The 24,263-nt window shown below is 57.6% G+C and carries 29 protein-coding genes; 17 read left to right on the forward strand and 12 right to left on the reverse strand.

From position 1 onward, the window contains the following. Positions 1-3: 3 nt before the first annotated feature. The 5 genes from AC2TCY_RS15870 (at position 4) to AC2TCY_RS15890 (ending at position 3,754) form a co-directional block, all read left to right on the forward strand. On the forward strand, positions 4-456 hold the full coding sequence (locus tag AC2TCY_RS15870; RefSeq protein ID WP_480848794.1) for a DUF6173 family protein: 453 nt from the start codon (positions 4-6) through the stop codon (positions 454-456). Positions 457-520: 64 nt separating this feature from the next. Further along, positions 521-2,359 (forward strand): glycerophosphodiester phosphodiesterase, encoded by a 1,839-nt coding sequence (locus AC2TCY_RS15875; protein WP_480848795.1) that lies wholly within the window; start codon positions 521-523, stop codon positions 2,357-2,359. Further along, complete coding sequence (locus tag AC2TCY_RS15880) at positions 2,346-2,900, forward strand: hypothetical protein (RefSeq protein ID WP_480848797.1); 555 nt, start codon at positions 2,346-2,348, stop codon at positions 2,898-2,900. Before AC2TCY_RS15875 ends, AC2TCY_RS15880 begins: the two co-directional genes overlap by 14 nt. A 68-nt stretch (positions 2,901-2,968) precedes the next feature. After that, positions 2,969-3,103: an aa3-type cytochrome c oxidase subunit IV gene (locus AC2TCY_RS15885; RefSeq protein WP_480848799.1), complete on the forward strand. Its 135-nt coding sequence runs from the start codon at positions 2,969-2,971 to the stop codon at positions 3,101-3,103. A gap of 18 nt (positions 3,104-3,121) precedes the next feature. Then, positions 3,122-3,754, forward strand: coding sequence for a hypothetical protein (locus tag AC2TCY_RS15890; protein WP_480848801.1), 633 nt, complete (start codon positions 3,122-3,124; stop codon positions 3,752-3,754). Here AC2TCY_RS15890 and AC2TCY_RS15895 read toward each other — a convergent pair. After that, the gene (locus AC2TCY_RS15895; RefSeq protein WP_480848802.1) at positions 3,743-4,075 is read right to left on the reverse strand and encodes an AzlD domain-containing protein; all 333 of its coding nucleotides are present in this window, start codon (positions 4,073-4,075) and stop codon (positions 3,743-3,745) included. The genes AC2TCY_RS15890 and AC2TCY_RS15895 overlap by 12 nt on opposite strands. Continuing rightward, positions 4,072-4,788 carry an AzlC family ABC transporter permease gene (locus AC2TCY_RS15900; RefSeq protein ID WP_480848803.1) on the reverse strand — a complete coding sequence of 239 codons (717 nt, stop codon included), beginning with the start codon at positions 4,786-4,788 and terminating at the stop codon, positions 4,072-4,074. The genes AC2TCY_RS15895 and AC2TCY_RS15900 overlap by 4 nt, the downstream gene beginning before the upstream one ends. Between AC2TCY_RS15900 and AC2TCY_RS15905 the strand changes: the two genes are divergently transcribed. The 5 genes from AC2TCY_RS15905 (at position 4,787) to AC2TCY_RS15925 (ending at position 9,287) form a co-directional block, all read left to right on the forward strand. Continuing rightward, positions 4,787-5,728: a formate dehydrogenase accessory sulfurtransferase FdhD gene (locus AC2TCY_RS15905; protein WP_480848805.1), complete on the forward strand. Its 942-nt coding sequence runs from the start codon at positions 4,787-4,789 to the stop codon at positions 5,726-5,728. The genes AC2TCY_RS15900 and AC2TCY_RS15905 overlap by 2 nt on opposite strands. A gap of 122 nt (positions 5,729-5,850) precedes the next feature. Beyond that, positions 5,851-6,804, forward strand: a complete 954-nt coding sequence (locus AC2TCY_RS15910; RefSeq protein WP_480848806.1) for an AEC family transporter — start codon at positions 5,851-5,853, stop codon at positions 6,802-6,804. A 59-nt stretch (positions 6,805-6,863) separates the two neighbouring features. Beyond that, on the forward strand, positions 6,864-7,508 hold the full coding sequence (gene mobA / locus AC2TCY_RS15915; protein WP_480848808.1) for a molybdenum cofactor guanylyltransferase MobA: 645 nt from the start codon (positions 6,864-6,866) through the stop codon (positions 7,506-7,508). Continuing rightward, positions 7,505-8,029 carry a molybdopterin-guanine dinucleotide biosynthesis protein B gene (mobB, locus tag AC2TCY_RS15920; protein WP_480848809.1) on the forward strand — a complete coding sequence of 175 codons (525 nt, stop codon included), beginning with the start codon at positions 7,505-7,507 and terminating at the stop codon, positions 8,027-8,029. The genes mobA and mobB overlap by 4 nt, the downstream gene beginning before the upstream one ends. Next, entirely contained in the window at positions 8,010-9,287 is a 1,278-nt protein-coding gene (locus AC2TCY_RS15925) for a molybdopterin-binding protein (RefSeq protein WP_480848811.1), read from the forward strand. The genes mobB and AC2TCY_RS15925 overlap by 20 nt, the downstream gene beginning before the upstream one ends. On the opposite strand, the gene AC2TCY_RS15930 is transcribed toward AC2TCY_RS15925, so the two are convergent. The 3 genes from AC2TCY_RS15930 to AC2TCY_RS15940 all read right to left on the reverse strand — a co-directional run bounded on the left by AC2TCY_RS15930 (position 9,288) and on the right by AC2TCY_RS15940 (position 11,387). After that, the gene (locus AC2TCY_RS15930) at positions 9,288-10,283 is read right to left on the reverse strand and encodes a hypothetical protein (protein WP_480848813.1); all 996 of its coding nucleotides are present in this window, start codon (positions 10,281-10,283) and stop codon (positions 9,288-9,290) included. Between the two features lie 14 nt (positions 10,284-10,297). Further along, complete coding sequence (greA, locus tag AC2TCY_RS15935) at positions 10,298-10,768, reverse strand: transcription elongation factor GreA (RefSeq protein ID WP_480848814.1); 471 nt, start codon at positions 10,766-10,768, stop codon at positions 10,298-10,300. Between the two features lie 238 nt (positions 10,769-11,006). Next, the gene (locus AC2TCY_RS15940) at positions 11,007-11,387 is read right to left on the reverse strand and encodes a VOC family protein (RefSeq protein ID WP_480848815.1); all 381 of its coding nucleotides are present in this window, start codon (positions 11,385-11,387) and stop codon (positions 11,007-11,009) included. Between the two features lie 90 nt (positions 11,388-11,477). Between AC2TCY_RS15940 and soxR the strand changes: the two genes are divergently transcribed. The 4 genes from soxR to AC2TCY_RS15960 all read left to right on the forward strand — a co-directional run bounded on the left by soxR (position 11,478) and on the right by AC2TCY_RS15960 (position 16,344). Next, on the forward strand, positions 11,478-11,933 hold the full coding sequence (soxR, locus tag AC2TCY_RS15945; protein WP_480848816.1) for a redox-sensitive transcriptional activator SoxR: 456 nt from the start codon (positions 11,478-11,480) through the stop codon (positions 11,931-11,933). 136 nt (positions 11,934-12,069) lie between these two features. After that, positions 12,070-13,716 carry an electron transfer flavoprotein-ubiquinone oxidoreductase gene (locus tag AC2TCY_RS15950; RefSeq protein ID WP_480848818.1) on the forward strand — a complete coding sequence of 549 codons (1,647 nt, stop codon included), beginning with the start codon at positions 12,070-12,072 and terminating at the stop codon, positions 13,714-13,716. Positions 13,717-13,817: 101 nt separating this feature from the next. Continuing rightward, positions 13,818-15,533 carry a tetratricopeptide repeat protein gene (locus tag AC2TCY_RS15955; protein ID WP_480848820.1) on the forward strand — a complete coding sequence of 572 codons (1,716 nt, stop codon included), beginning with the start codon at positions 13,818-13,820 and terminating at the stop codon, positions 15,531-15,533. Next, positions 15,523-16,344 (forward strand): 4-(cytidine 5'-diphospho)-2-C-methyl-D-erythritol kinase, encoded by an 822-nt coding sequence (locus tag AC2TCY_RS15960; RefSeq protein WP_480848821.1) that lies wholly within the window; start codon positions 15,523-15,525, stop codon positions 16,342-16,344. Before AC2TCY_RS15955 ends, AC2TCY_RS15960 begins: the two co-directional genes overlap by 11 nt. Here the strand turns inward: AC2TCY_RS15960 and AC2TCY_RS15965 are convergent. Continuing rightward, the gene (locus AC2TCY_RS15965; protein WP_480848822.1) at positions 16,337-17,335 is read right to left on the reverse strand and encodes a polyprenyl synthetase family protein; all 999 of its coding nucleotides are present in this window, start codon (positions 17,333-17,335) and stop codon (positions 16,337-16,339) included. The genes AC2TCY_RS15960 and AC2TCY_RS15965 overlap by 8 nt on opposite strands. A gap of 56 nt (positions 17,336-17,391) precedes the next feature. Between AC2TCY_RS15965 and AC2TCY_RS15970 the strand changes: the two genes are divergently transcribed. The 3 genes from AC2TCY_RS15970 to AC2TCY_RS15980 all read left to right on the forward strand — a co-directional run bounded on the left by AC2TCY_RS15970 (position 17,392) and on the right by AC2TCY_RS15980 (position 18,663). Further along, positions 17,392-17,607, forward strand: coding sequence for a putative signal transducing protein (locus tag AC2TCY_RS15970; RefSeq protein WP_480848824.1), 216 nt, complete (start codon positions 17,392-17,394; stop codon positions 17,605-17,607). Next, positions 17,604-18,368, forward strand: a complete 765-nt coding sequence (locus tag AC2TCY_RS15975; protein ID WP_480848825.1) for a tRNA1(Val) (adenine(37)-N6)-methyltransferase — start codon at positions 17,604-17,606, stop codon at positions 18,366-18,368. Before AC2TCY_RS15970 ends, AC2TCY_RS15975 begins: the two co-directional genes overlap by 4 nt. Before the next feature lie 130 nt (positions 18,369-18,498). Then, on the forward strand, positions 18,499-18,663 hold the full coding sequence (locus AC2TCY_RS15980) for a YdcH family protein (protein WP_480848826.1): 165 nt from the start codon (positions 18,499-18,501) through the stop codon (positions 18,661-18,663). Here AC2TCY_RS15980 and yddG read toward each other — a convergent pair. From yddG to AC2TCY_RS16010, 6 genes are all read right to left on the reverse strand, one after another. Beyond that, complete coding sequence (yddG, locus tag AC2TCY_RS15985) at positions 18,660-19,526, reverse strand: aromatic amino acid exporter YddG (RefSeq protein WP_480848827.1); 867 nt, start codon at positions 19,524-19,526, stop codon at positions 18,660-18,662. The two genes, AC2TCY_RS15980 and yddG, sit on opposite strands and share 4 nt — an antisense overlap. Beyond that, the gene (locus AC2TCY_RS15990; protein ID WP_480848828.1) at positions 19,523-20,470 is read right to left on the reverse strand and encodes a transcriptional regulator GcvA; all 948 of its coding nucleotides are present in this window, start codon (positions 20,468-20,470) and stop codon (positions 19,523-19,525) included. Before AC2TCY_RS15990 ends, yddG begins: the two co-directional genes overlap by 4 nt. A gap of 303 nt (positions 20,471-20,773) precedes the next feature. Continuing rightward, positions 20,774-21,496 (reverse strand): acetoacetyl-CoA reductase, encoded by a 723-nt coding sequence (phbB, locus tag AC2TCY_RS15995; protein ID WP_480848829.1) that lies wholly within the window; start codon positions 21,494-21,496, stop codon positions 20,774-20,776. A 185-nt stretch (positions 21,497-21,681) separates the two neighbouring features. Then, the gene (locus tag AC2TCY_RS16000) at positions 21,682-22,857 is read right to left on the reverse strand and encodes an acetyl-CoA C-acetyltransferase (protein WP_480848831.1); all 1,176 of its coding nucleotides are present in this window, start codon (positions 22,855-22,857) and stop codon (positions 21,682-21,684) included. 196 nt (positions 22,858-23,053) lie between these two features. Then, on the reverse strand, positions 23,054-23,887 hold the full coding sequence (locus AC2TCY_RS16005; RefSeq protein WP_480848832.1) for an EAL domain-containing protein: 834 nt from the start codon (positions 23,885-23,887) through the stop codon (positions 23,054-23,056). 127 nt (positions 23,888-24,014) lie between these two features. After that, positions 24,015-24,203: a hypothetical protein gene (locus AC2TCY_RS16010; protein WP_480848834.1), complete on the reverse strand. Its 189-nt coding sequence runs from the start codon at positions 24,201-24,203 to the stop codon at positions 24,015-24,017. Positions 24,204-24,263 lie beyond the last annotated feature (60 nt).

A 24,263-nucleotide genomic window follows, 5' to 3' on the forward strand; every position in this document is an offset into this window, starting at 1 on the left:
GAGATGCAGGATCAGATCGAAACTACAGCCGAAGCCGCCGAAGCAGCAGCTTTGCCTCGTTGCTATGAGGTGCATTCCAATCCCGAAGCGGAATCCGGCACGAAGAAACTGCCGGAGCCCTTGCAAAAGCCGGTTGCCACCAAAAGCCCTGCTCAATGGGCCTATGAGCGGCTGATCCTCTATATCCAGAATTTCGAAAAGACACTGGACGGCGATCACGAGGTCGCCATGGGTTTTACCGGTGGTGATGCTGGTGTGATGCGGATCGAAGGGATGGGATATTTCGACCCGGATATGATCACGTTCTATGGCTCCGACGGAAGCGGGGCGCGGACTCAGCTGGTGCAACATGTGAGCCAACTGAACGTAATGCTACGCGCATTACCCAAATCGATCGAAGACAAGCCTGCCAACCGCATCGGTTTTCGTCTGGCGGCGGATCTCGAGGAAAGCTGACGCTCTGACTTGCAATTCACGTCTTCGCAGCCTTGAATGAGCGGATCATTCAGGAGGCCGCCGCGTGACTCATTTCTCAGCCGTTACAGATGCCTACGCAGGTGCCTGGGCGCGGCGTCGTGTCTTTGTCCCAATCTATTTTGCGGTTAGGCTTTTGCTGATCGCGCTGATTGCACCTGGTGTCGCCGTGGTGGTGAACCTGGCTGTTTCGTTGTCGAACCAAACAGCCCTGACAGATCAGGACATCGCCATGTTCCTTCTGTCGCCGGCCGGTTTCATCGCCGGTGTTGTGATCCTGAGCCTTTTCATTCTGGCCGAAGTCTTCGTCTTTTCCGTCATGGCCGGATCGCTGCGCATGGGTGAAAGCGATCCGTGGCGCGCGGGTAGCGCTGCGATTGGGGCGATCCTGTCGCGCTTGCCCGCCTTGTTCGGCTTCGCCGTGCGACTGGTTCTTCGTGTCCTTTTGTTGGCATTGCCGTTCGTCGCCGTTGCGGCCTTGATCGCGTGGTGGACTTTGACGGAGTACGACATCAACTATTACCTGACCTTTCACCCTCCGGCCTTTTGGGTTGCGGTTGTCCTGATCGGTTTGGTCGTTCTGGCCATGGCGTGGGTTCTGATCCGCAGGTTATCCGGGTGGGCACTTGGTTTGCATCTTGTGCTGTTCGAAGGTGTCGCGCCGTCCGCAGCCTTCGCTGAAAGCGACAGCCGGATGGAGGGCAAGCGTGGACGGCTCAAAATCGAATTGGTCCTGTGGCTGGCTGCGCGCGTTGCGATTGCGGCAGCCATAGCATTTGTGGCCGGGCTGTTGTTTGCGATCGTTCCTTTGCAGGAGGGGGGCAACCTGAAATTTGCCCTGATGATCAGCCTGATTGTTGCCGGTCTTTGGTCACTGGCTGGCCTCGTGTTGGCAGCGTTGACTTTGGGTGCGTTGGCCGTCCTGTTGGATGGTTTTTTTGAACCCAGGACCAAGGCGGTGCCCCATCCTGAACCCGGTAACCTGCGTGCTCCGGTCCTTGTGACGGTTGGAGTTGCCGTGGCAGCATTATTGATCGGTCTGTGGTTCGGACAGGGATTGCTGGAGCGAGTTCAGGCACCCGACCATGCGGATGTCATTGGGCATCGCGGCGCGGCGGCGCTGCGACCGGAAAACACGATGGCATCTGTGCTCAAGGCCATAGAAGACGGCGCCGATTGGGTCGAGATCGATGTGCAGGAAACAGCGGACGGTGTCGTGATCGTCGCCCATGACAGTGACTTCATGAAGCTGGCAGGTGTGAACCTGAAGGTTTGGGATGCCACGATGGAGGATGTTGCCGAGATTGATATCGGCAGCTGGTTCGACTCTGAATATGCCTCGGAACGGACCCCAACCCTGCATGACGTCCTGAGTGCGGCCAAAGGCAAGGCCAAGGTCATTATCGAGCTGAAATATTACGGGCACGACGTCGATCTCGAAAACCGTGTCGCAGCGGTTGTCGAAGAGCTGGAGATGCAGGATGACATTGCCACCATGTCTCTGAAATACCCGGCGGTGCAAAAAATGAAGGCCCTGCGCCCTGATTGGCGTGCCGGAGTTCTGGCGGCAACTGCTGTGGGAAACCTGTCGGGACTCGATGGCGATTTTCTTGCCGTAAACGCAAATATGGTCACGCCCGGCCTGATCCGTTCGGTTCATGAGGCGGGCAAGGACATCTACGTCTGGACGGTGAATGATCCGCTGCAAATGTCGGCCATGGCGTCGATGGGGGTGGATGGGTTGATCACGGACCGCCCGGCCATCGCCCAAGAGGTTTTGCGCGTACGCGCCGAAATGGGACCGGGAGAGAGGTTGCTTCTGTGGCTGGCAACCACGTTTGGGATGTCAGTCGATACGTCGGATATGCGCGATGAGAGTCCTTAAGATCGCGGCCATACTGGCTGGTGTTACGATGCCTGCTTTTGCGCAAGACCTGATGCGCAACGTCGAGATGCCCGCACATCGCGCCTTGATGGGGAGCCGCGGAGTTGCCGAGCCGATCCCGTTCGAAACGGATGGCTGTTCCGGCGGACTTTCTTCAAGTTGGCGGCTGGTGGCGGATACGTTTCCCAAGTTTGGTGCGCTTTACGAGGTGCATCCACCCTGGGAATACTGTTGTGTCACACATGACAAGACCTACCATAATGCCGGCGGCGCGCTTGACGCCGAGGCCAGCTTTGACGCGCGCCTGTCTGCGGATGACGCGCTGCGCGCCTGCGTGAAAGAACACGGCGAAACCCATTCGGACGAATATGCCGCGCGCTATGAAATGACGCCGGATCAGATTCTTTCGGTTCATTCGATAACGGCCGAGGCGATGTATATGGCCGTGCGGTTTGGGGGCGGGCCCTGCAGCGGGCTGCCGTGGCGTTGGGGTTTTGGCTATCCCGGATGCTCGGTCTTTGCTTCACCTGTGCGCGAATGACGTCGTGACAGGGCCGCAGTTTTGCATTATCCACCATCTTAAACACGCGAATTGGGATTCTTAGACACATGGCTGAATATAAACACGGCGAGATGGACATCACCGTTCAGACCAAAACCTTTGACGGGTTCATCAAATTCACCACATGGTGTGTGGTGGCGATCGCACTCCTCTGTCTTTTCCTGGCGGTCTTCGCTGCGTAATCTGGGCCGGAGGGTTCCGTGTTCAGGATTCTGATTGCCTGCCTGCTGGCAGCAACTGTGGCTGGCTGTGCCGGGTCAAATCGTCCCCAGGCTGATCAGACACAGATCATTTCCCGATCCTACCGTGATCCGGGACCATCGACACTGACGCTCTACACGATGATCAACACGCGCACCGGCTCCGGGGCGCACACCTCGCTGATGATAAGCGCCAGCGAGCGGGTTATCTTTGATCCGGCGGGTTCGTTCCGGGCAGACGTGGTGCCGATCAAGGACGATGTTCTGTACGGCATCACGCCGGCGGTTGAGCGCGCCTATCGCAGCTCGCACGCGCGCGAAACGCATTATGCGCTGGTTCAGAGGGTTGAGGTTACTCCGCAGCAGGCCGAGATTGCGTATCAGCTGGCCAAGCAGTCAGGTCCGGTACCAGGGGCGTACTGCGCCAACTCGACCGCCCGGATATTGCAGCAGGTGCCCGGGTTCGAGCAGACTGACGTCACTTTTTATCCAGTCAAACTGGCAGAGCAATTCGGGCAAATTCCTGGCGTTGTGACCTCGGAATACCGCGAGAACGATGATGCGGATCTGCAAAAGGGGCTTGCTGCGAACAACGCGCAGCTCAACCAGTTGGATGCGGTCTCAGCCAATTAAATACAAAAGGCCATAGAGCGTAGCGGCCCCTGTAAAGATGGCCGCCAACACGTTCTTTGTGACCAACCCGACAGTCAGTGCAACCGCAGCGGCCGCCATGCGCGGTACATCTGGCTGCCCTTCGGTGGCCGAAGGCCACACGACCAGCGGTGCGATCAATGCAGGCAGGATGGCCACTGCCGTGTATCGCAGGTGGCGCAGCAACCATGGTGGCATGGGGCGATCCCCAACAAAACCGATAAACACGAAACGCAAGGTAAAGCTGCCAACAGCCAGCCCCACAATGATGGTCCACATGGTGGTCGGATCGACTGGGGTCATAGTTTGGCCTTTCTGCGTTCCATAAACAGTTCCGCCTGGGCACCTGCCATCATTCCGGCACAACCGGCGATCAGTAGACCCAAATTGTAGGGAATGGCGACCATAAGAAGTGATACGATGATCGCAACCAATGCTGCCGCTACATGGGCCAAGGTCCGCATCATCGGCCCAATCATCGCCAGAAACGTGATCGGCAACGCAAAGTCCAGCGCCCAACTTTCAGGGATTTGCGTGCCCAGAACCGCTCCCAAATAAGTGGCCAGGATCCAGAGCGGCGTAATTGGCGTTACCGAGCCAAAAAAGTATGCCATGCGCTGCGGTATTGTCAGGTCAGGCTCTTTCTCAAATTGGACAATCGAACAGGCGTAGGACTGATCCACGGTCAGATAGGCAGCTATGGCGCGTTGCCACATCGGTGCGGCGCCCAGATACGGCGTCAGCGAGGCCGAATACATGGCCATCCGCAAATTTACCGCCAAGGCCGAAACCAGAATGATGGCTGTGGGCGTGTTGTCCTGTAGCAGTTGCAGGGCTGCGAACTGGGCTGCACCTGCGAACACGGTTGCGGTAAACGCCATGGTTTGCACGATATTCAGCCCTGCTTCGGTCGCGAAGACACCGAATAGCGTACCGAACGGAATCGCGACGAAAATAAACGGAGTTCCGTCCCGAAAACCCCTCCAGAAGTATGACTTGGATGTGGTGAATGCCATGGCTAAATCCTATGGTGTTGCCAGCAGCAGTAGCTGGCTTGGGAAAGGGTTGCAATTGGCCACGGAAACGGACCTGTCAGAATACATTATCGCTCCCGACCCCGGATCGGCACGTTTGACCCGCGCGGTCGATGGTGTGGATCAGAATGGCGAGGTCAGTCGTATATCGGTTGTCGAAGAACGCCCGTTGACGATTTTCCTGAATTCTCAGGAGATCGTGACCGCGATGACCATCGGCGACTACCCCGAATATCTTGCGCTGGGCTTTCTGCGCAATCAGGGGATGCTGCTGGTCGATGATGAGATCACGCAGGTCGATTATGATGACGATCTGGAGACTGTCGTGGTCCGCACGGCGCGCGAAACTTCTTACGAGGACAAGTTGAAGAAAAAGACCCGCACCAGTGGCTGCGCGGTCGGAACGGTCTTTGGCGACATGATGGAAGGGCTGGAAGACGTTCGCCTGCCGCAGGTGCAGGTCCGTACCTCTTGGCTTTATGAATTGGCGGCCAAGATCAACCGCACCCCGTCGCTGTATCTTGAGGCGGGCGCAATTCATGGCACGGTCTTGTGCCGTGAAAACCGGCCATTGGTCTATATGGAAGACGTCGGCCGTCACAATGCGGTGGACAAGATCGCAGGCTGGATGTTGTCCGAAGGCGAACCTGCTGCAGACAAAGTTCTATACACTACGGGTCGTCTGACTTCGGAAATGGTGATCAAGACGGCGATGATGGGTATCCCTGTGCTGGCGTCCCGGTCCGGTTTCACCGCCTGGGGCGTCGAGATCGCGCGCGAGGTCGGCCTGACCCTGATCGGTCGTATGCGCGGGCAGCGGTTCGTCTGTCTGTCTGGTGAGGACCGACTGGTTCGCGATGTGGACCCGGCAACGGTTGCAATTGAGGACAAAAAGCACCGGCGAAAGAGTGCTGAAACTTAAAATCGATTCCAACGCAGCCGTAGAACAGGGCTGGTTTAAAATTTTCCCGCGAAATTTCCGGGATTTATCCTAAAGTGGTGCTTAGTTTTTACAGAATGCGCGGGTGGTGGTCCCTAATCTGAATGGAACTCATCAATCTCATAGCTCCTGTTTTTGCGGTCATTTTGACAGGCTATGTGTTCGCCTGGACAAACCTATTGGACAAAAACACGTCTGACTATTTGGTTCAGTTTGCGGTCTATGTCCTGATCCCTGCGATCATGTTTTATCTGATCGGTCAGGAAAAGTTCGAGAATCTGCTCAATTACGGTTTCTACCTTGCCTATGGCGGGACGCTGGTCATTCTCTTCGCTGTTTTGTTCCTGGGGTTGAAAAGTGTCCTGAACTTGTCAATCGGGTCGGCAACTGTCGCCGCGTTTGCAGCTGTTGCATCCAACACTGCACTTGTTGCCCTGCCCATCCTTCACGCCATCTTTGGATCAAGCGGAGCGTTGCCAGCCGTATTGGCAAATCTGGTGGTCGCCATTTTGCTTTTGATCCTGACCACAATTCTTGAAAGCTCAGCAGGGCACGCAGCAAAGGAAAAAACATCGGTTTTCAGGATAATCCTGAACGTACTGAAAAACCCGATCATTGCAGCAACGTTGCTTGGCCTTGCCTATTCATTCACCGGTATAGGGTTTGCCGACTCAGTTTCGGATTACCTCGAACTTCTCAGTCAGGCATTGGCGGCGGTTGCGCTGTTTGCCATTGGTTTTACCACCAGTGTACGGACGATTGTTCAGACCGGCCCGTTGATTCTGTTTTTAACGCTCACCAAGTTGATTGTGGCACCCGGGCTGGTGCTGCTGGCCGCACACCTTATCGGGCTTGATCCGCTGTGGACAATTGCCGCCACCGTCTCGGCCGCTGTTCCCACCGCCAAGAACATCTTTTTGTTGGCAAAACACTACAATCAAGAACCGCAGCTTGCCGCCCACACCGTTTCAGCGACGTCCTTCTTGTCGGTCGGGACTTTAATTATGTGGCTATTTGTCCTCCACCACCTTTACCCAAGCGCGTTCCAATTGAGCTGAGTAACACTTAGAACGTTGAAAATGTGCGCTCTGGTCTTCGGAAGTGGTAAGGAACAAAAATGAAATACCCTTTGGGCGTGATACTCGCAGGCGGGCTGGCCACGCGGATGGGCGGGGGCGACAAGGGGCTGTTGCATCTGGGGGGGCGGCCTCTGCTGAACCATGTGATCGACCGGCTGAACCCGCAGGTGCGCGGCGTGGCTCTCAACGCCAACGGTGACCCGACACGGTTTGAAGATCTGGGGTTGCCCATTCTGCCAGATACGATCGAGGGATTTGTTGGACCGTTGGCCGGCGTACTGGCCGGACTCGACTGGGCGGCGGAGCAGGGGGCCGATAGCATCGTGACCGCCGCTGCTGATACACCGTTCTTCCCGCGCGATTTGGTCGATCGGCTGGTTCAGGCTGCCGAAGGACAGGCACAGCCGCTGGTTCTGGCGACAACTCCGCGTACCGGAGATGAGGCGCTGAAATCAGGCGGGAGTAAGCGGGTTAACCGGCACCCGACTTTCGGGCTCTGGCCGGTCGCATTGCGCAACGACCTGAGGGCGGCATTGCAGGACGGGCTTCGCAAGGTTGTTCTTTGGACCGATCAGCACGGCGGGCGCGAGGCTTTGTTTCCGGCTGACCCCTTTGATCCCTTCTTCAACGTCAATACTCCCGAAGATTTGGAACAGGCGCAAAAAATGCTGGAGCAGGTATGAAAGTCTACGGCGTCACTGGCTGGAAAAATGCGGGCAAGACCGGCCTGATGGAACGTTTGGTGGCAGAGATCACCGGCCGCGGCTTTGAAGTTTCGACGATCAAGCATGCGCATCACGCTTTCGATGTGGACCAGCCCGGTCGTGACAGTTATCGCCACAGAACCGCAGGTGCGTCCGAGGTTCTTCTGGCTTCTGCCCATCGCGTAGCGTTGATGCAGGAATTGCGCGGGGCGGAGGAGCCGAAACTGAGCGCGCTTCTCGCCCGTTTGTCGCCGGTCGATCTGGTGTTGATCGAGGGGTACAAGCGGGAGCCTCATCCCAAGGTCGAGGCCTACCGATCCGAACCGGGTAATCCGTTGATCGCGACGGGAAATGATAGCATCCGTGCTGTGGCCAGCGATACTCCGCTGGAACTGGATCGGCCCGTGTTTGGTCTGAACGATACTGTGGGCATTGCCGACTTCATTTTGCGTGAAGTCGGATTGCAGGGGGGGCACGACAGTGAAACAGCCGCAGAATAAGCCGAACATCGCACCGCCTCCGCTTAGAAATGACTGTTTCGCACTGCCCGCCGGGGTGGAATGGACGCCGGTTGATGACGCGCTGGCCCTGTTGCGCGACAGGTTGCGGCCTGTGACCGGGGCCAAGACGATGCCGATAGCTAAGGCTTTGGGCCGAGTTCTGGCCGAAGGCGTCCTGGCGCAACGATCCAACCCACCACAACCTAACACGGCTGTGGACGGCTACGGGTTCGCAGGGGCTGTGCCCGAGGGGGCACACGTGATGCCATTGGCGCAAGGCCGCGCGGCAGCGGGTCTGCCCTTTGATGGAATTGTTCCCGCAGGGCAGGCGCTGCGGGTTTTGACCGGTGCGGCCCTGCCGAGTGGGGTGGATACAGTCATTCTTGAGGAAGACGTGACCGCTCAGGATGGCCACATCGCATTTCGGGGGCCTTTGAAGCAGGGTGCAAACACCCGGCGCGCCGGCGAAGATGTAACGAAAGGCGACCCGGCATTGCTTGCCGGACGCAAGCTGACACCGGCCGATCTGGCCTTGTTGACGGCGGTGGGTGTTGTCGAAGTTTCGGTTCGGGTCCCGCTTCGCGTGGCAGTTCTGTCGACAGGTGACGAACTTATCGAGGCGGGCGAGGCCGCGGAGCTGGGCCAGATTTTCGACGCCAATCGACCCATGTTATTGTCATTGCTCGAAAGGATGGGTTTTCAACCCGTTGATATGGGGCGTGTGGCAGATGACCGCGAAGCGCTCGGCACGCGATTGGATGAGGCCGCAGCGCTGGCAGATGTGATCCTGACCAGTGGCGGCGCGTCAGCGGGGGACGAGGACCATGTTTCAGCCCTTCTGCGCGAGGCTGGAGCGATGCAGCAGTGGCGCATTGCGCTGAAACCCGGACGCCCCTTGGCGCTGGGTATGTGGCAAGGGGTTCCGGTTTTTGGATTGCCGGGTAATCCGGTTGCGGCGATGGTCTGCACCTTGATTTTTGCTCGCCCGGCTTTGGGGTTGATGGCGGGTGTAGGCTGGCAGGATCCGCAAGGGTTTGATCTGCCTGCCGCATTCGAGAAGCGCAAGAAACCAGGTCGGCGCGAATACTTGCGCGCGCGTGTGCGCGACGGGCGGGTCGAGGTGTTTCGGTCAGAAGGGTCTGGTCGGATCAGTGGCCTTAGCTGGGCCGAAGGTCTGGTTGAGATAGAAGATGGTGAACGTCATATCAGGCCCGGTGACCCGGTGCGTTTCATTCCTTACGGCAGCTTTGGTCTGTAATTAGTCGAAGGTACCGGCAACTCGCCCTACCAGCATGAAGGCGCGTGCGGTGCGGGTTTCTCCCAAAGCGGTCAGGTCGGCGTCACTGGCCTCGGGCTCGAAGTCCACGATCATGTGGTCGAAACGGCGAAGGAAATGATGGGCCGCATCGCGAAAGATCGGATCCTGTTTCATCCGCGCCGCTGTCAGCGCAAGTGATGAGCGGTCGCGGATACCACCCAATGCGGCAACCGCACGTCCACGCTCGCCCTGCGCGAACTGGCGCCAGACCTCGGGCCGGGCCATGTCAGGGCGCAGGTCGTCCATATAGATGCCCTCCTGGCTGAGCAGGGTCAGAACATCTTGCGACGCCTGCACAATTTGCGCTGCCTTTCGATCTTTGAGTGCCAGCCGCAAGGCTGTGAAGCCTTCCGCATCTTCCTGCGTTTCCGGGAAGTTCAGGGCGCGGATAAACACCTCGGTCGGCAGCGGCGGTGCAATCTCTTCGGCGGGAGTTCCAAGTTCAAGCGAAGTCTGATCGCCTTTTGTGGGGTCCGGTGCATTGGCGCGAAGGGGTTCAGCCCTGTGGTGCGAAAACGTGGCTTGCGCGCTTTCGGTCTTTTTCACTGTTGCGGCGATTTCGTCCAGCTTCCGGCCAACTGCCGGTTCATAGGTACTGGTGGCGCGTTGCTGTTGATTAACATAGGCGTTGCGGATTGCGTCGATGGCGGTCTGCAGTCGGGCGCTTTCTTCTCGCATGATCCGGCTGGCACGCATGGCCATGGCCGCAACCCAGATCATTGCTACCGGCATGAAAACCGCCAGCAAGGTGACGATGAACCCTCCGCCTTGCTGTTGACCGGGCAATACTAGAAACACGACCGACACCACCAGCCAGATCACGCTGAGCACGACAGCCGCAATCTCGATGCCAGTGACCGCAGGGTGCCCTGGGCGGTCATAGATGCCCAAGGGCGTCGGACGCTCGGCTTCTTGATCTGGCTTTGGCTCCGACATGATAAACGCTCCGGTCAGGCGTACTCGACACTCAGAATTTCATAAGACCGCACACCTCCGGGCGTGCGTACTTCGACACTGTCACCCTCGTCCTTGCCGATCAGCGCGCGGGCGATGGGCGATTTGATGTTCAGCAGGCCGTTTTCGATATTGGCTTCGTATTCGCCGACGATCTGCCAGGTCTTTTCTTCGTCAGTATCTTCGTCGACCAAGGTGACCTTTGCGCCAAACTTGACAGCACCTGCCAATTTGGCCGGGTCAATCACATCGGCCAGGGACAGGATACCTTCCAGCTCTTTGATCCGGCCTTCGATAAAGCCCTGCTTTTCACGGGCCGAGTGGTATTCGGCGTTTTCTTTTAAGTCGCCAAGCTCGCGGGCCGTTGCGATTGCTTCGATAATCGCCGGGCGTTCGACGGACTTCAGGTTCTTCAGTTCCGCCTCGAGCGCGGCATTGCCCGAAGGCGTCATTGGAATCTTTTCCATTTTCTTGTCGTCCACGCATAAATTGATGCGCCCCGCCGCATGGGACAAGCGTCGGGGCGAATTGATGGGTTGGCAAATACCTGACCCAAATGAGGCGTGAATTGCAAGGGCTCAGACGCGACTTACCTGTGAATTCGCGACATTACGCCGTTTAAGGCGGCGCGGGTTTCAGCGTTTGAACGGACCGTCTCGCGGGCCGCTACACCTACGGTTGGACGGGGTGGCGTGCCAGAGCATTTCAATCATACTGAACCACCTCGAATTCAATGCCGTTGTCGTCACGGAAGTAAAACCTTTTGCCGGGTTCGTAATCGGCGTGGTTGTGCGGTTTGAACCCTGCTGCCAAAACACGCGACTCGGTCGCATCAATGTCTTCAACAAGAACGCCAACATGGTTCAGCCCGCCGACCACGTCATAGCTGCTTTCGCTGGCCGGTTTGGGGTCGTCAGGGGTGTAAAGCGCCAGATAGGTGTGCGCGCTGCCCACATGGACAGTGTAACCTCCGGCGATGGCAGGGCCTTCCCAGCGGGTTTTCCATCCAAAAACATCCTGCATCCAGGCTGCCGAGGCCTTGGGGTCGCGCACGGTGAAATTGGTATGTTCAAGCGTTGCCATCATGGGATCTCCTTCGCGATTTATGGCTTGTCTCGACTCACCGTAATTTCTAAACCTAACTTTAGGTCAAGATATTTTTTGGGAGAGTTCGCAATGCCAGCATCAGATGGGTTGCCAATTGGCGCGCTGGCCCGTCGCACCGGGTTGGCTGTCTCGGCGATCCGATATTACGAAGCGCAAGGTCTGATTGCTCCCTGGCGCAACCCCGGGGGGCAGCGGCGGTATCAGCGCGCCGACATCCGGCGCCTGAGTTTCGTGATGATCGCTCAGCAATTCGGTCTGACCTTGCCAGAGATCCGCGAGGTCCTGAAAGACCTGCCGGGAAACCGCACCCCGACGCCGCAGGATTGGAAAGAGATCAGCGTCCGCCTGCGCGCCCGTCTGGATGAACGAATCGATACTTTAACCCGGTTGCGTGACAACCTTGATGGCTGCATCGGATGTGGGTGTCTCAGCCTGCCGAAATGTGCGCTTTACAACCCAGATGACCGGGCGAAATCCAATGGTAGCGGTCCCAGGTACCTGATGGGGGACCGACCGGACCAGTGAACTGCCGTATTGCGACAGTTTTACGCCGTGTTTCGATTGACCAAGGTCTTGCTCAGCATGTAATCAGCCGTGAAACAATATTGCGCCGACCGCGCGTGAAAAGCGCCAATTCTGAAAGATAGCCAAGGAGCCCGCGATGGCCGAGATTGAACGCGAAGCGATGGAATACGACGTGGTGATCGTAGGCGCAGGCCCTGCAGGTCTGTCGGCTGCCATCCGTCTGAAACAACTGGATTCCGATCTGAACGTTGTCGTTCTGGAAAAGGGCTCAGAGGTTGGTGCACATATCCTGTCCGGCGCGGTGCTGGACCCTTGTGGTCTGGACGCGCTGATCCCGGACTGGAAGGAAAAAGGCGCACCGCTCAACGTGCCGGTGAACGAGGACAATTTCTATATGTTGGGTGAGGCGGGCAAGCTGCGCATTCCCAATTTCCCGATGCCGCCGCTGATGAACAACCACGGCAATTACATCGTCTCGATGGGCAATGTCTGCCGCTGGATGGCTGAGCAGGCCGAAGAGTTAGGTGTCGAAATCTTCCCCGGCATGGCCTGTTCCGAACTGGTCTACGGTGAGAACGGCGAGGTCAAGGGTGTCGTCGCCGGGGTGTTCGGCCTGGAACCCGATGGCTCCTACGGTCCGCAAACCGAACCGGGGATGGAACTGCACGGCAAGTATGTCTTCCTGTCGGAAGGTGTCCGCGGTTCACTGTCCAAGGAAGTCATCGCCAAATACGACCTGTCTGCCGGTAAAGAGGTGCAGAAATACGGCGTCGGCATGAAAGAGATCTGGGAGATCGACCCGGCCAAGCACAAAGAGGGCACCGTCACTCACACCATGGGCTGGCCGCTGGGCAGTAACGCGGGTGGCGGATCGTTCATCTATCACCTTGAAAACAATCAGGTCTATGTCGGGTTCGTGGTTCACCTGAACTACAAGAACCCGCACTTGTACCCCTACATGGAGTTCCAGCGTTTCAAGCACCACCCGATGGTGGCCGAGTTGCTGAAAGGTGGAAAACGCGTGGCTTACGGCGCACGTGCTATTACCGAAGGCGGCTATCAGTCGATGCCTAAGCTGGTCGCACCGGGCGTGGCGCTGCTGGGTTGTTCGGCGGGCATGGTCAACGTGCCGCGCATCAAAGGCAACCACAACGCGATGCTGTCGGGCAAAGCAGCGGCCGAAGCGGCGTTTGACGCCATCAAGGCCGAGCGTTCGGGCGACGAACTGACCGCCTACGAAACCAATGTCCGCGAAGGCGCCATCGGCAGCGATCTGAAAAAGGTCCGCAATGTCAAGCCGATGTGGTCGAAATGGGGCCTGATCCCGTCGCTGGCGCTGGGCGGTCTAGACATGTGGACCAACACGCTGGGCTTTTCGTTCTTCGGTACCCTTGGCCATGGCAAGAACGACGCCGAGTCGACCGAAGAGGCCAGCAAGCACCAGCCGATCGACTATCCCAAACCAGACGGCACTCTGTCCTTCGACCGCCTGACCAACGTCTCATTTGCGATGACCAATCACGAGGAAAGCCAGCCCTGTCATTTAAAGCTGACCGATCCGGAAATTCCGGTAAAGGTCAACTTGCCAAGGTTCGACGAACCAGCGCAGCGCTACTGCCCGGCTGGCGTCTACGAGATGGTTGAGGATGAAGGTGAGCCGCGATTCGTCATCAATTTCCAGAACTGTGTTCACTGCAAGACGTGTGACATCAAGGATCCCAGCCAGAACATCACCTGGACCACACCGCAGGGCGGTGACGGGCCGAACTATCCCAACATGTAAGCAAAAACAGGGGCACTGGCAGGGTCGTGAAGGCTCTGCCATTGCCACTTGCATGCCAAGGCCCTAGCTTGACAGGCAGTCAACGACAACAAGGCAGGATTTTGGTGTTTTCTCGGGTTCGCCGGGCGGCATTGGCCGCGTTTCTCACCTCGACCGTAGCAGTGTCTGCATTTGCGGATACTGGCGCGGGGGCATATTTGGCCGGGCGTCAGGCCATCTACGAAAGCGATTACAGCGCCGCGGCCCGGTACTATGCCAAGGCCCTCAGATACGATCCGGAAAATGACAAGTTGCAGGAAAGCGTGCTGCTTGCGCGTCTTGCCCTGGGCGATGTCACCGGAGCCTTGTCGATCGCGCAGGCGATCGAAGAACGCGGCTTACCGAGTCAGGCGGCGCGTATGACCAGTTCGGCAAACCTGATCGTCGAAAACAAACTGGATGAGTTTTTGGCCCGCGATCCGGAAACGCAGGGCGTGGGGCCGCTGGTTGACGGCCTGATGGTGGCATGGGCTCATATGGGTCAGGGGGCAGTGTCCCGTGCAATGGAGCAATTCGATTCCGTCGCCACGCAGGAAGGCTTGCGGGACTTTGCGTTGTACCACAAGGCGATGGCGCTGGCATCGGTTGGCGATTTCGAAGGTGCCGAGGCTGTGTTTGCGGCGAATGAGGGCGCTGTGTCCCGCTTTTCACGCCGGGCAGCTCTGGCACGGACCGAGGTGTTATCGCAACTCGATCGCAACGAAGACGCGGTGCAATTTCTGGACGAAGTTTTTGCTGTCGGAAGTGATCCCTTCATAGAAGACTATGTCGCCCGGCTGCAGGCTGGTGAAGTTTTATCCTTTACTCATGTCCGTTCAGCGCAGGACGGTATGGCCGAAGTCTATTTTTCGGTCGGTGCAGCCCTGAACACCGAGGCAGCACCAGATTATGTGCTGTTATACACGCGTATTGCCAATTTTCTTCGCGCCGATCACATCGACTCAATTCTGCTTAGCGCCGAACTGCTGGAGGGGTTGAACCAGTTTGATCTGGCGGTCGAGGCCTATCGCATGGTCCCCCCGGACAGCATTGATCATCACGCCGCTGAATTAGGGCGCGCCGAAGTACTTCGCCGTTCGGGTAAAACCGACGCCGCGGTTGAGGTCTTGCAAAACCTTGCCATTCAGCAACCTGACCTTCCTGGTGTACATGTGGCGCTTGCTGATTTGCTGCGCCAGCAAGAGGACTATGCCGCAGCCGTCACGGCCTATGACACTGCCATTTCACTCACTGAAGAAGATGCAGGCAACAACTGGTTTCTGCATTACGCACGGGGCATCTCTCATGAACGTCTCAAGAACTGGGAGAAGGCCGAGACCGATTTTCGCCGCGCACTGGAGCTAAACCCGGATCAGCCTCAGGTGCTGAACTATCTTGGCTATTCCCTTGTCGAACGGCGTGAAAAGTTGGACGAGGCGCTGGAAATGATCGAACGCGCGGTCGCGGCACGCCCGGACAGCGGGTATATCGTGGACAGCCTCGGCTGGGTTCTGTTCCGCCTGGGGCGCTATGACGAAGCGGTGGACCACATGGAGCGCGCTGTAGAGTTGATGCCGGTCGATCCAGTTGTAAATGACCATTTGGGCGACGTTTATTGGGCCGTCGGCCGTGCGCGCGAGGCTGAATTCCAGTGGAAACGGGCCCTGTCCTTTATCGACCCCGATGACACTGATGGCGAGGCCGACCCGGAGCGTATCCGCCGCAAGATCGAGGTTGGACTGGACGCGGTGCTGGTTGAGGAAGGCGCCGAGCCCCTGAAGGTCGCCAATGAAGGCTGAGGCATTTGCGCCCGCCAAGATCAACCTGACCCTGCATGTGACCGGACAGCTCCCGGATGGCTATCACTTGCTGGACTCGTTGGTCGTCTTTGCGGATGTCGGGGACCGGTTGGCTTTCACTCCGGGTCCGGATCTTGCCATCGATGTGAAAGGTGAGTTTGCCGACGGCGTTCCGACAGATCACCGAAATCTGGTCTGGCAGGCAGCGCAGGCCGCAGGTTGGACCGGTAGAATCGATCTGGACAAAGGACTGCCCCATGGCGGCGGCATTGGTGGTGGTTCGTCCGACGCGGCAGCAACTTTGCGCGCCCTAGGGGATCAGGGGATGGACATCCCAACTTCTTTGCCCTTGTCGATAGGAGCGGATGTTCCCGTCTGTATGCTTGCCAAGGCCGTCCGGATGCAAGGGATTGGAGACAGGCTCACACCGGTTGACCTGCCAGATCTGTATGCGTTGCTGGTCAATCCGGGGGTCGAGGTGCCCACAGGCGCAGTGTTCAACGCGCTGGAAACACGCAATAATCCAATTATGCCTGAAGAAATTCCCGTTTTTGAGACGCCACAAACCTGCGCCAGCTGGCTCAACGGCCAACGCAATGATCTTGAGGCTGCGGCCAAAACGATCGCCCCTCAGATCGCGCGGGTTCTGGACGAGTTGGAGGCGACCCGTGACGTCTTGATGGCGCGGATGTCCGGATCGGGCTCGACCTGTTTTGCGCTGTATCCCACGATGAAAGCGGCGCACTTTGCTGCTTATGAGATTGGCGCCGTCTATCCGGAATGGTGGTGCCGCGCGACTCAGCTTAACTGAGACGCGAAACCACATAATCGGCCAGTTCACGCAGCAGGGTGCGGATTTCGTGATCCGGCAATACCTCTAACATCGCTTTTGCCTTAGTGGCCCACTCCAACGCATCCACGCGGGTTGCTTCAAGCGTGCTGTACTTATTCATCAGGCTCAGGGCGTGATCCAGATCACCTTCTTGCTGGCGACCTTTCTCGATCGTTCGCTGCCAGAAAGCATGTTCTTCGGGCGTAGCCTGTGCCACGGCCTTGATCACCGGCAGGGTCAGCTTGCGCTCGCGGAAATCGTCGCCGACATTCTTGCCGGTTGCTTTGCTGTCGCCTTGATAGTCCAACAAGTCATCGGCGATCTGAAAAGCGATACCCAAAGCGTCGCCATATGCAAACAACGCCTGAACCTGAGCCTCGGACGCACCGGCGATTACGCCGCCAACCTCGGTCGCGGCCGAGAACAATGCCGCTGTCTTGCCGCGTACAACCTGCAGGTACACGCTTTCATCCGTCTGCAGATCGGTAGCTGCGGTCATTTGAAGCACTTCGCCTTCAGCAATCGTCGCCGAGGCATTGGCTAGGATATCCAAGACCCGCAGCGAGCCTGTTTCCACCATCAACTGAAAGCTGCGTGAAAACAGATAATCGCCCACCAGAACGCTGGATTTGTTGTCCCAAAGCAGATTTGCTGTCGGACGACCGCGCCGTTGCGCGCTTTCGTCCACCACATCGTCATGCAGCAGGGTCGCGGTATGGATGAATTCAACCGTAGCGGCCAGGCGAATGTGATGATCACCCTGATAGCCAAACAGGCGTGCCGCAGCCAGTGTCAGCATCGGCCGCAAACGCTTGCCACCTGCCTCGACCAGATGGGCCGTCACCTCAGGGATACGAGGCGCATGTTCGGACGCCATGCGGGTGCGGATCAGTTCGTTGACCGACGCCATTTCCTCAGTGAGAATTTCCGCCAGTCGCTCATGCGGTTTCGAGATCGTGCTGATATTCATCACACTCCTGATACAAGGCTCGACTTTCGCCTTACCTTGCCCTTACATCCATCCCCATGAAAGAACTTCTGCGCAGCACCGATCCAACTATCCTGGCCTTTGCATCCGCTCTTCTTGAGGGCGAGGATATAGACTGCTTTCAGATGGACGTAAATATGAGCATCCTAGAAGGTGGCATTGGAATCTTTCCCCGGCGCCTGATGGTCCGTGCCGCAGACCTGACCCGTGCGGAGCGAGTGATGCGCGATAACGAGATTCCACTGGGCCGATGAGCCGGTTTGCCGACAGTGACCTGACCTGCAACGATTTTCTGGGGGGGCGTGTCCGCCTTTGGCAACCCCGTTCGGGATACCGAGCGGGGGTCGATCCGGTTCTGCTTGCTGCTTCGGTCCCGGCGACCGGTGGCCAATCCGTGCTGGAACTTGGCTGCGGCGCCGGTGCTGCGGTTCTTTGCCTCGCCGCGCGCGTTGAAGGATTGCAACTTGCGGGCGTTGAACTTCAAACGTCATACGCCGAGCTGGCGCGTCGCAACGCCATTGAGAATGGTGTGCAGCTTGAAGTGGTCGAGGCCGATCTGAATGCCATGCCGTCCGATCTCAGGCAGCGACAATTTGATCACGTTATTGCCAACCCGCCTTATTATCGCGCCGGGGCGCATAGCCCCGCTGAGGACGACGGGCGCCGTGTCGCGCTGGGCGAGCAGACGCCGCTGACCGACTGGATCGATGTTGCAGCCAAACGCATGGCGCCGCGCGGATATCTTCATATGATCCAAAAAGCTGATCGGCTTGCAGACATGCTGTCGGCTTGCTCCGGGCGGCTGGGCTCACTTGAGGTGCTCCCGTTATCTGCGCGCAATGGGAGAAACGCCGAGTTAGTGATCCTGCGGGCGCGCAAGGGCGGCCGGGCGGCTTTTCGTTTGCATGCGCCGCTGATTTTGCATGCAGGTGATCAGCATGAGCAAGACGGCGAGAGCTATACGCCCGAACTGACAGCAGTGTTGCGAAATGGGGCTGCACTGCCAGGGTTTTAGTTTCAATAGGCAATGACCAGCCGAAATTGTCGGATTTATGACAGAATCTGTGCATCTGCGGCGTGACAGGGTGGAAACGATGTGATCAACTTCCTAGGTGGAATATACACACCAACGAAGGAGGATCGCCATGAGCGTGAGCGCACATCTGACGGAGCTGAAGAAGAAACACGAAACTCTCGGCCATGAAGTTGAAGAAGCCCAACGCTCGCCAGGCATCGACGATCTCCACATAGCACAACTCAAGAAACAAAAACTGAAGTTGAAAGAAGAGATCGAACGTCTGTCGGCCTAAGACTTCAGGCTGGCGCGTGCCGCGATTAAGGCACCGCATGTGATCAACACCGCCGCGATCGCCAAGCCCCAGGTTGGGGCGGCGATCCCGGCAATGACAAGCACCACTGTCGATAACAGGGGCGCAGCGTACGAGTTCGTGCCAAGCATCTGAATATCGCCCTGTTTCACTCCGATATCCCATACGTAGAATGCAAGGCCAACGGGCCCCAGTCCGAGGGCAAGGGTCGATGCCCAGGCAAGGGGTGTTCCGGGCCAGACCGTGTCTTCCAGCGCGAAATGCAAAGCCCATGATGCGATCGCTGTCAGAGTGCAGAAAACAGCGACCGTGCTGGTAGGGGTTTCGCCCAACCGCCGGGACAAAACGGAATATCCAGACCACGTCAGCGCACAAAGAAGGGCCAATGCATATCCCGGCAAGTGACCGGCTTGAAACCCAGAGCCACCTCCACCGGTAATGATCAGGGCGGCCCCCGCAAAACCCAGACACGCGCCGATCAGATGACCGGGGCGCAGGTGTTCGCCGGGCAACAATCCTGAGAACAGCACAATCAAAAGCGGCCAGAGATATGCGATAAGCCCAGCTTCGGCGGCGGGCGCCATGCGCAGCGCCGAAAAGTACAACGCGTGATAGCCGAACAGACCGATGGTGCCAAAAACATAAACCCGCCAGCGAATAGTTCTGAGTTGGTTCAGACCACCTGCTTTCCACGTCCAGATCAGGCCCAGCGAGCCGCCCAGTGTGAAACAGATGGCATTTAGCAGCAATGGGGGCGTCGGGGCGGATCCAACCGTCAACAGGGCCAGAAGGGACCAGAGGAGAACAGCAACGAAGCCGATGGAAGTGGCACGGTTTCTGGTCATTTGGACAGGACGTCCTCGACTGGAATTATCCTAAACGCATCCGAGATGTGCGCGGTTTTTTCGATCTCGGCTACAAACCAGTCCCGGAACGCCGCGATCTGTGGTCGGTTTTCTGATCCGGGCAGGCACAGAAATCGAAAACGACCACGTGTTTCGATAGCCGCTTTGAACGGGGCGACGAGACGCCCTTCGGTCAAATCTTTGATGATCATCGCGCGACGCCCCAAGGCGACGCCCACACCTGCTACAGCAGCGTCGATCGCGTGATCGGCATGAGAAAACCGTGCTCCGTGCGTTGGAGCAAAATCCACCCCTACTGAACGGAACCATGTCGTCCAATCCGCAGGTGGTTTGAGGAAATTGATCGAGTCGTCATGGATCAGGGGCGCCTCGCGCAGACTCTCGGGCGTTGGGTATTGCTCGGCCAATTCTGGTGTCATCACGGCTGTCAGCCATTCCTTGCGCACGGGCAACGCATACAGCCCTTCATCTGGGCCATAGCCAAACCGGATTGCAACATCGACGTCATCACGCTCGAGATCCATGTTTCGCAGCGTCGCTGAGAACTTCAGGTCAATCTCGGGGTGGGCGCGGGCAAAGTCGTAAAGGCGCGGCGCCAGCCACTTGGCCGTCAGGGCTGGCCCCGCAGTTACTGTCAGGCTGGTATCGTCGCCTTGTTTCCGAACAGTGCGCCAGGCGGATTGCAATGTTGCGAACCCTTCCGCGGCGCCGGGTGCAAGAGTCCGGCCTGCCTCCGTCAGTTCGACTGCCCGATTCAGGCGGCGAAACAGCAGTCGCCCAAGATGCTCTTCAAGTGATTTGATTTGGAAAGATAGGGCGGCAGGCGTGACATGTAGCTCTTCGGCCGCCTTTGCGAAGGACAAGTGGCGTGCCGCCGCATCGAAGGCGCGTAAAGCGGTCAGAGGGGGCAGGCGTTCATTCATACCGATTAAGTTATTCTTAACTGAAGGATTGAGAAAGCTCGTTTGTCAGGTAGGAAAATAGGGCTCATATTGAGAGAAAGTCAAATAGACCTGATCTGAAAGGGCCGCACCAATGATTGAGATGACGACCAATCCAGCAACCCGCCGCGCCTTTCAGCGCGCGCATGAGGCGCGTGGCATGGCAATCAAATCCCTGTTGAACAGGTTATTCGGTTTCCGCTGAACGCAGCGCGCGCGTTCTTACGGGATAAAGGAAGGGCCGGTCCTGATGGACCGGCCCGTATTCATTGCATGACTGTCTGTTCAAACGAAGAATTGCGCACCGTTGGCCGAAATGGTCGAGCCATTGATGAACTGAGAATCGTCTGAAGCCAGGAACGCGACGCAGCGCGCGATCTCTTCTGGTTCACCCAGGCGGCCTGCCGGGATCTGTCCAATGATAGACTCGCGTACTTTTTCCGGCACCGCCATTACCATCTCAGTCGCGATGTAGCCCGGGCAAATGGCGTTTGCAGTGATACCCGCGCGCGCACCTTCCTGAGCAAGCGACTTGACGATGCCCAGATCGCCTGCCTTGGTCGCGGCATAGTTCACCTGAGCAAACTGACCCTTCTGACCATTGATCGAGCTGATGACAATCACGCGGCCGAATTTACGCTCGCGCATACCGGACCAGACGGGATGAACTGTGTTGAACACGCCGGTCAGATTGGTGTCGATGACCTGGTGCCACTGTTCCGGTGTCATCTTGTGAAACGGAGCATCGCGGGTGATGCCGGCATTGGCGACGACGATGTCGATCGGGCCAACTTCGGCCTCAACTTTCGCGATGCCTGCCTTCGATTCATCATAGTCGGCGACGTTCCATTTGTATGTGGCTATACCGGTCTCTTCGGTGAAATTCGCCGCGGCTTCGTCATTCCCCGCATAGGTGGCGGCAACGTTATATCCTTCGGCCTTTAGCGCCTTGGAAATTGCTGCGCCAATGCCGCGGGAACCGCCGGTTACGAGTGCTGTACGTGCCATTTAGGAATCCTCCAAATTTAGTCGTCTTGGTAATGCTGTTACTCTGAGAGGTAAGGATGCGCAATATTATTTCGCCATGAATTTCGGTTTCCAAGGTGTCAATATCGTCGCATCCAACAGATAGAGTTTGTTTGTAACAAAAAAGGGCGCCAAAGAGCGCCCTTTTTATTTGGTTGTCAAAGCACTTAATCGCGCTCCACGCAGAGTGCGACACCCATGCCGCCACCGATGCACAAGGTCGCCAGACCTTTCTTGGCGTCGCGGCGCTTCATTTCGAACAGCAGCGTGTTCAGAACCCGGCAACCCGAAGCGCCGATCGGGTGACCGATGGCGATGGCGCCGCCGTTCACGTTCACGATTTCCGGGTTCCAGCCCATGTCCTTGTTCACGGCGCAGGCTTGCGCAGCAAAGGCCTCGTTGGCTTCAACGAGGTCCAGATCGTCAACCGACCAGCCGGCTTTCTCCAGCGCCTTGCGCGAGGCGTAGATCGGACCAACACCCATGATCGACGGGTCCAGACCTGCGGTTGCGTAAGACGCGATGCGCGCCAATGGCTCGATGCCGCGCTTTTCAGCGTTCTCGGCCGACATCAGCAGGGTCGCGGCGGCGCCGTCGTTCAGACCGGATGCGTTGGCCGCGGTCACGGATCCATCCTTGGCGAAGGCAGGGCGCAGTTTTGCCATGGCTTCCATGGTCGCGCCGTGACGGATGTATTCGTCCTTATCCATCACGATGTCGCCCTTGCGGGTCTTGATGGTGAAGGGAACGATTTCGTCCGCAAACTTGCCGGCCTTTTGCGCAGCTTCAGCCTTGTTTTGCGAGGCAACGGCAAATTCGTCCTGCATGTCGCGGCTGATCTGCCACTTCTCGGCTACGTTTTCGGCAGTCTGGCCCATGTGGTAGCCGTTGAAAGCATCCCACAGACCGTCGCGGATCATCGTGTCGATGTATTTCATGTCGCCCATTTTGTGACCGGCGCGCAGAGCGGCGGCGTGGGGAGAAAGTGTCATGTTCTCCTGACCACCAGCGGCCACGATGTCGGCGTCACCCAGCTGGATATGCTGTGCACCCAACGCGACAGCACGCAAGCCCGAACCGCACACCTGGTTGATACCCCAGGCCGCGCTTTCCTGCGGCAGGCCCGCATTGATATGTGCCTGACGGGCAGGGTTCTGACCCTGAGCAGCGGTCAGGACCTGACCCAAAATGGTTTCGCTTACCTCGCCTTTGTCGATCCCGGCGCGTTCAACAACTGCTTCCAGGACGGCAGCGCCCAGATCATGTGCAGGGGTGTTCGCGAACGAACCGCTAAAGCTACCGACGCCCGTACGTGCGGCGGATGCGATTACTACGTTGGTCATAAAGTCAATCCTTTACCGTCAAGGTCATGAGGGAAATCCAATGGCGCAGACGGCCGAGAAATACCCGCCCCGTCCAGAAGCGCCTCGTGTTTCCCCCGCTCCAGCATGTACTGAATTACCTTAATGCTGCACATGCAGCAACGGACAGCTTGTCCCAGCACATAGACAGGCGAAGTCTTGCAACCTTTTATAGTCGTTAAGTGCCTGTTTTAGATAAGTTACCGGACTTCCATGGTGGCGTGACTGACGGGGCGCCAAATAGAAAACCCTGTAAGCAGTCGACACCATTGGCGACCAGAAAGTCGGCATCCAGTCGGGTTTCGACCGATTCGGCGGTTACAAGAATCTCAAATTCCCGCGCGACTGATATCAGTGCGCGGACCAGCGCCTGATTGTCGGGGTTGCCGCTGATGCCGCGAATGAACTGGCCGTCGATCTTGGCGGCATCAAACAGGAACTCTCGAAAATAGCGAAAGCTGAAATTGCTTGCCCCGAAATCATCCAGTGCGAAGGCAATGCCGCGCGCCTGTAACCGGTCCATGAAATCGATAACCAACTCGGGCACCAGCATGGCTGAACTCTCCGAGATTTCGAGGATCAGTCTTTCACCAAGCGTCGGATCTCTTTTCAGAAACCGTTCCAGCACACGAGACCAGCGGGAAAAACCGATGGAGCGTGCGGACATGTTGATCGATAGTCGAATGTCCGGGTTCCGGATCAGTGTCCGCAAACCCATTTCCAACGCGATGCAGTCCAGTTCCCGGCCAATCGGCGTGGTATCGACCTGCGGCATGAATTCTCGTGCGGGAATGACACGGCCGGTGTCGTCCAGAACCCGGATGAACCCCTCATAAAAAGCGACGTCATGGGGGGGATGAACCTGCATGACCGGCTGAAATGCCAGCTTGCATTGCTTGTGCTTCACCGCCTCGGTCGCCATCTGGACAGTCGAGGCATCGCGCGCCGTTACCGCTGCATTCAATGGGCTGTCCGTGCCTTCGGGCAGGTCTGCCAATTTGTCTTTCCGCATAAGCGCACCGTTCCCCTGAGCGTTCTGGAAATAGATCCGGCGACGATTTCACGGGAAACAAGTGAATCTAGGGTTAAGGCGGCAGAAATATGGGTGTCAGGGTAGGTTGAAATTGTCCGACATCAGGTCAGCGGGCGGATTGCCAAACTCGGCCCAACGAAGAAACGGCGCCCAGCAGTGCTCCGAACAAACCAAGTGCCACCATTAAAAACCCAAAGCCCAAAATCGAGGGCGAGGCTTCGTTGAGCGCTGCCAACATGGCCAGAACAAGGCCCAAAAGCCCTGTGACGGTGGAAATCGTCATAAATCTTGTCATGTGACCCTCAGCAATCGGTTAACGAAACACTGTACCGATATGGAGCACCGAGTTTTTAAT

The sequence above is a fragment of the Ruegeria sp. HKCCD7181 genome (assembly GCF_057221055.1).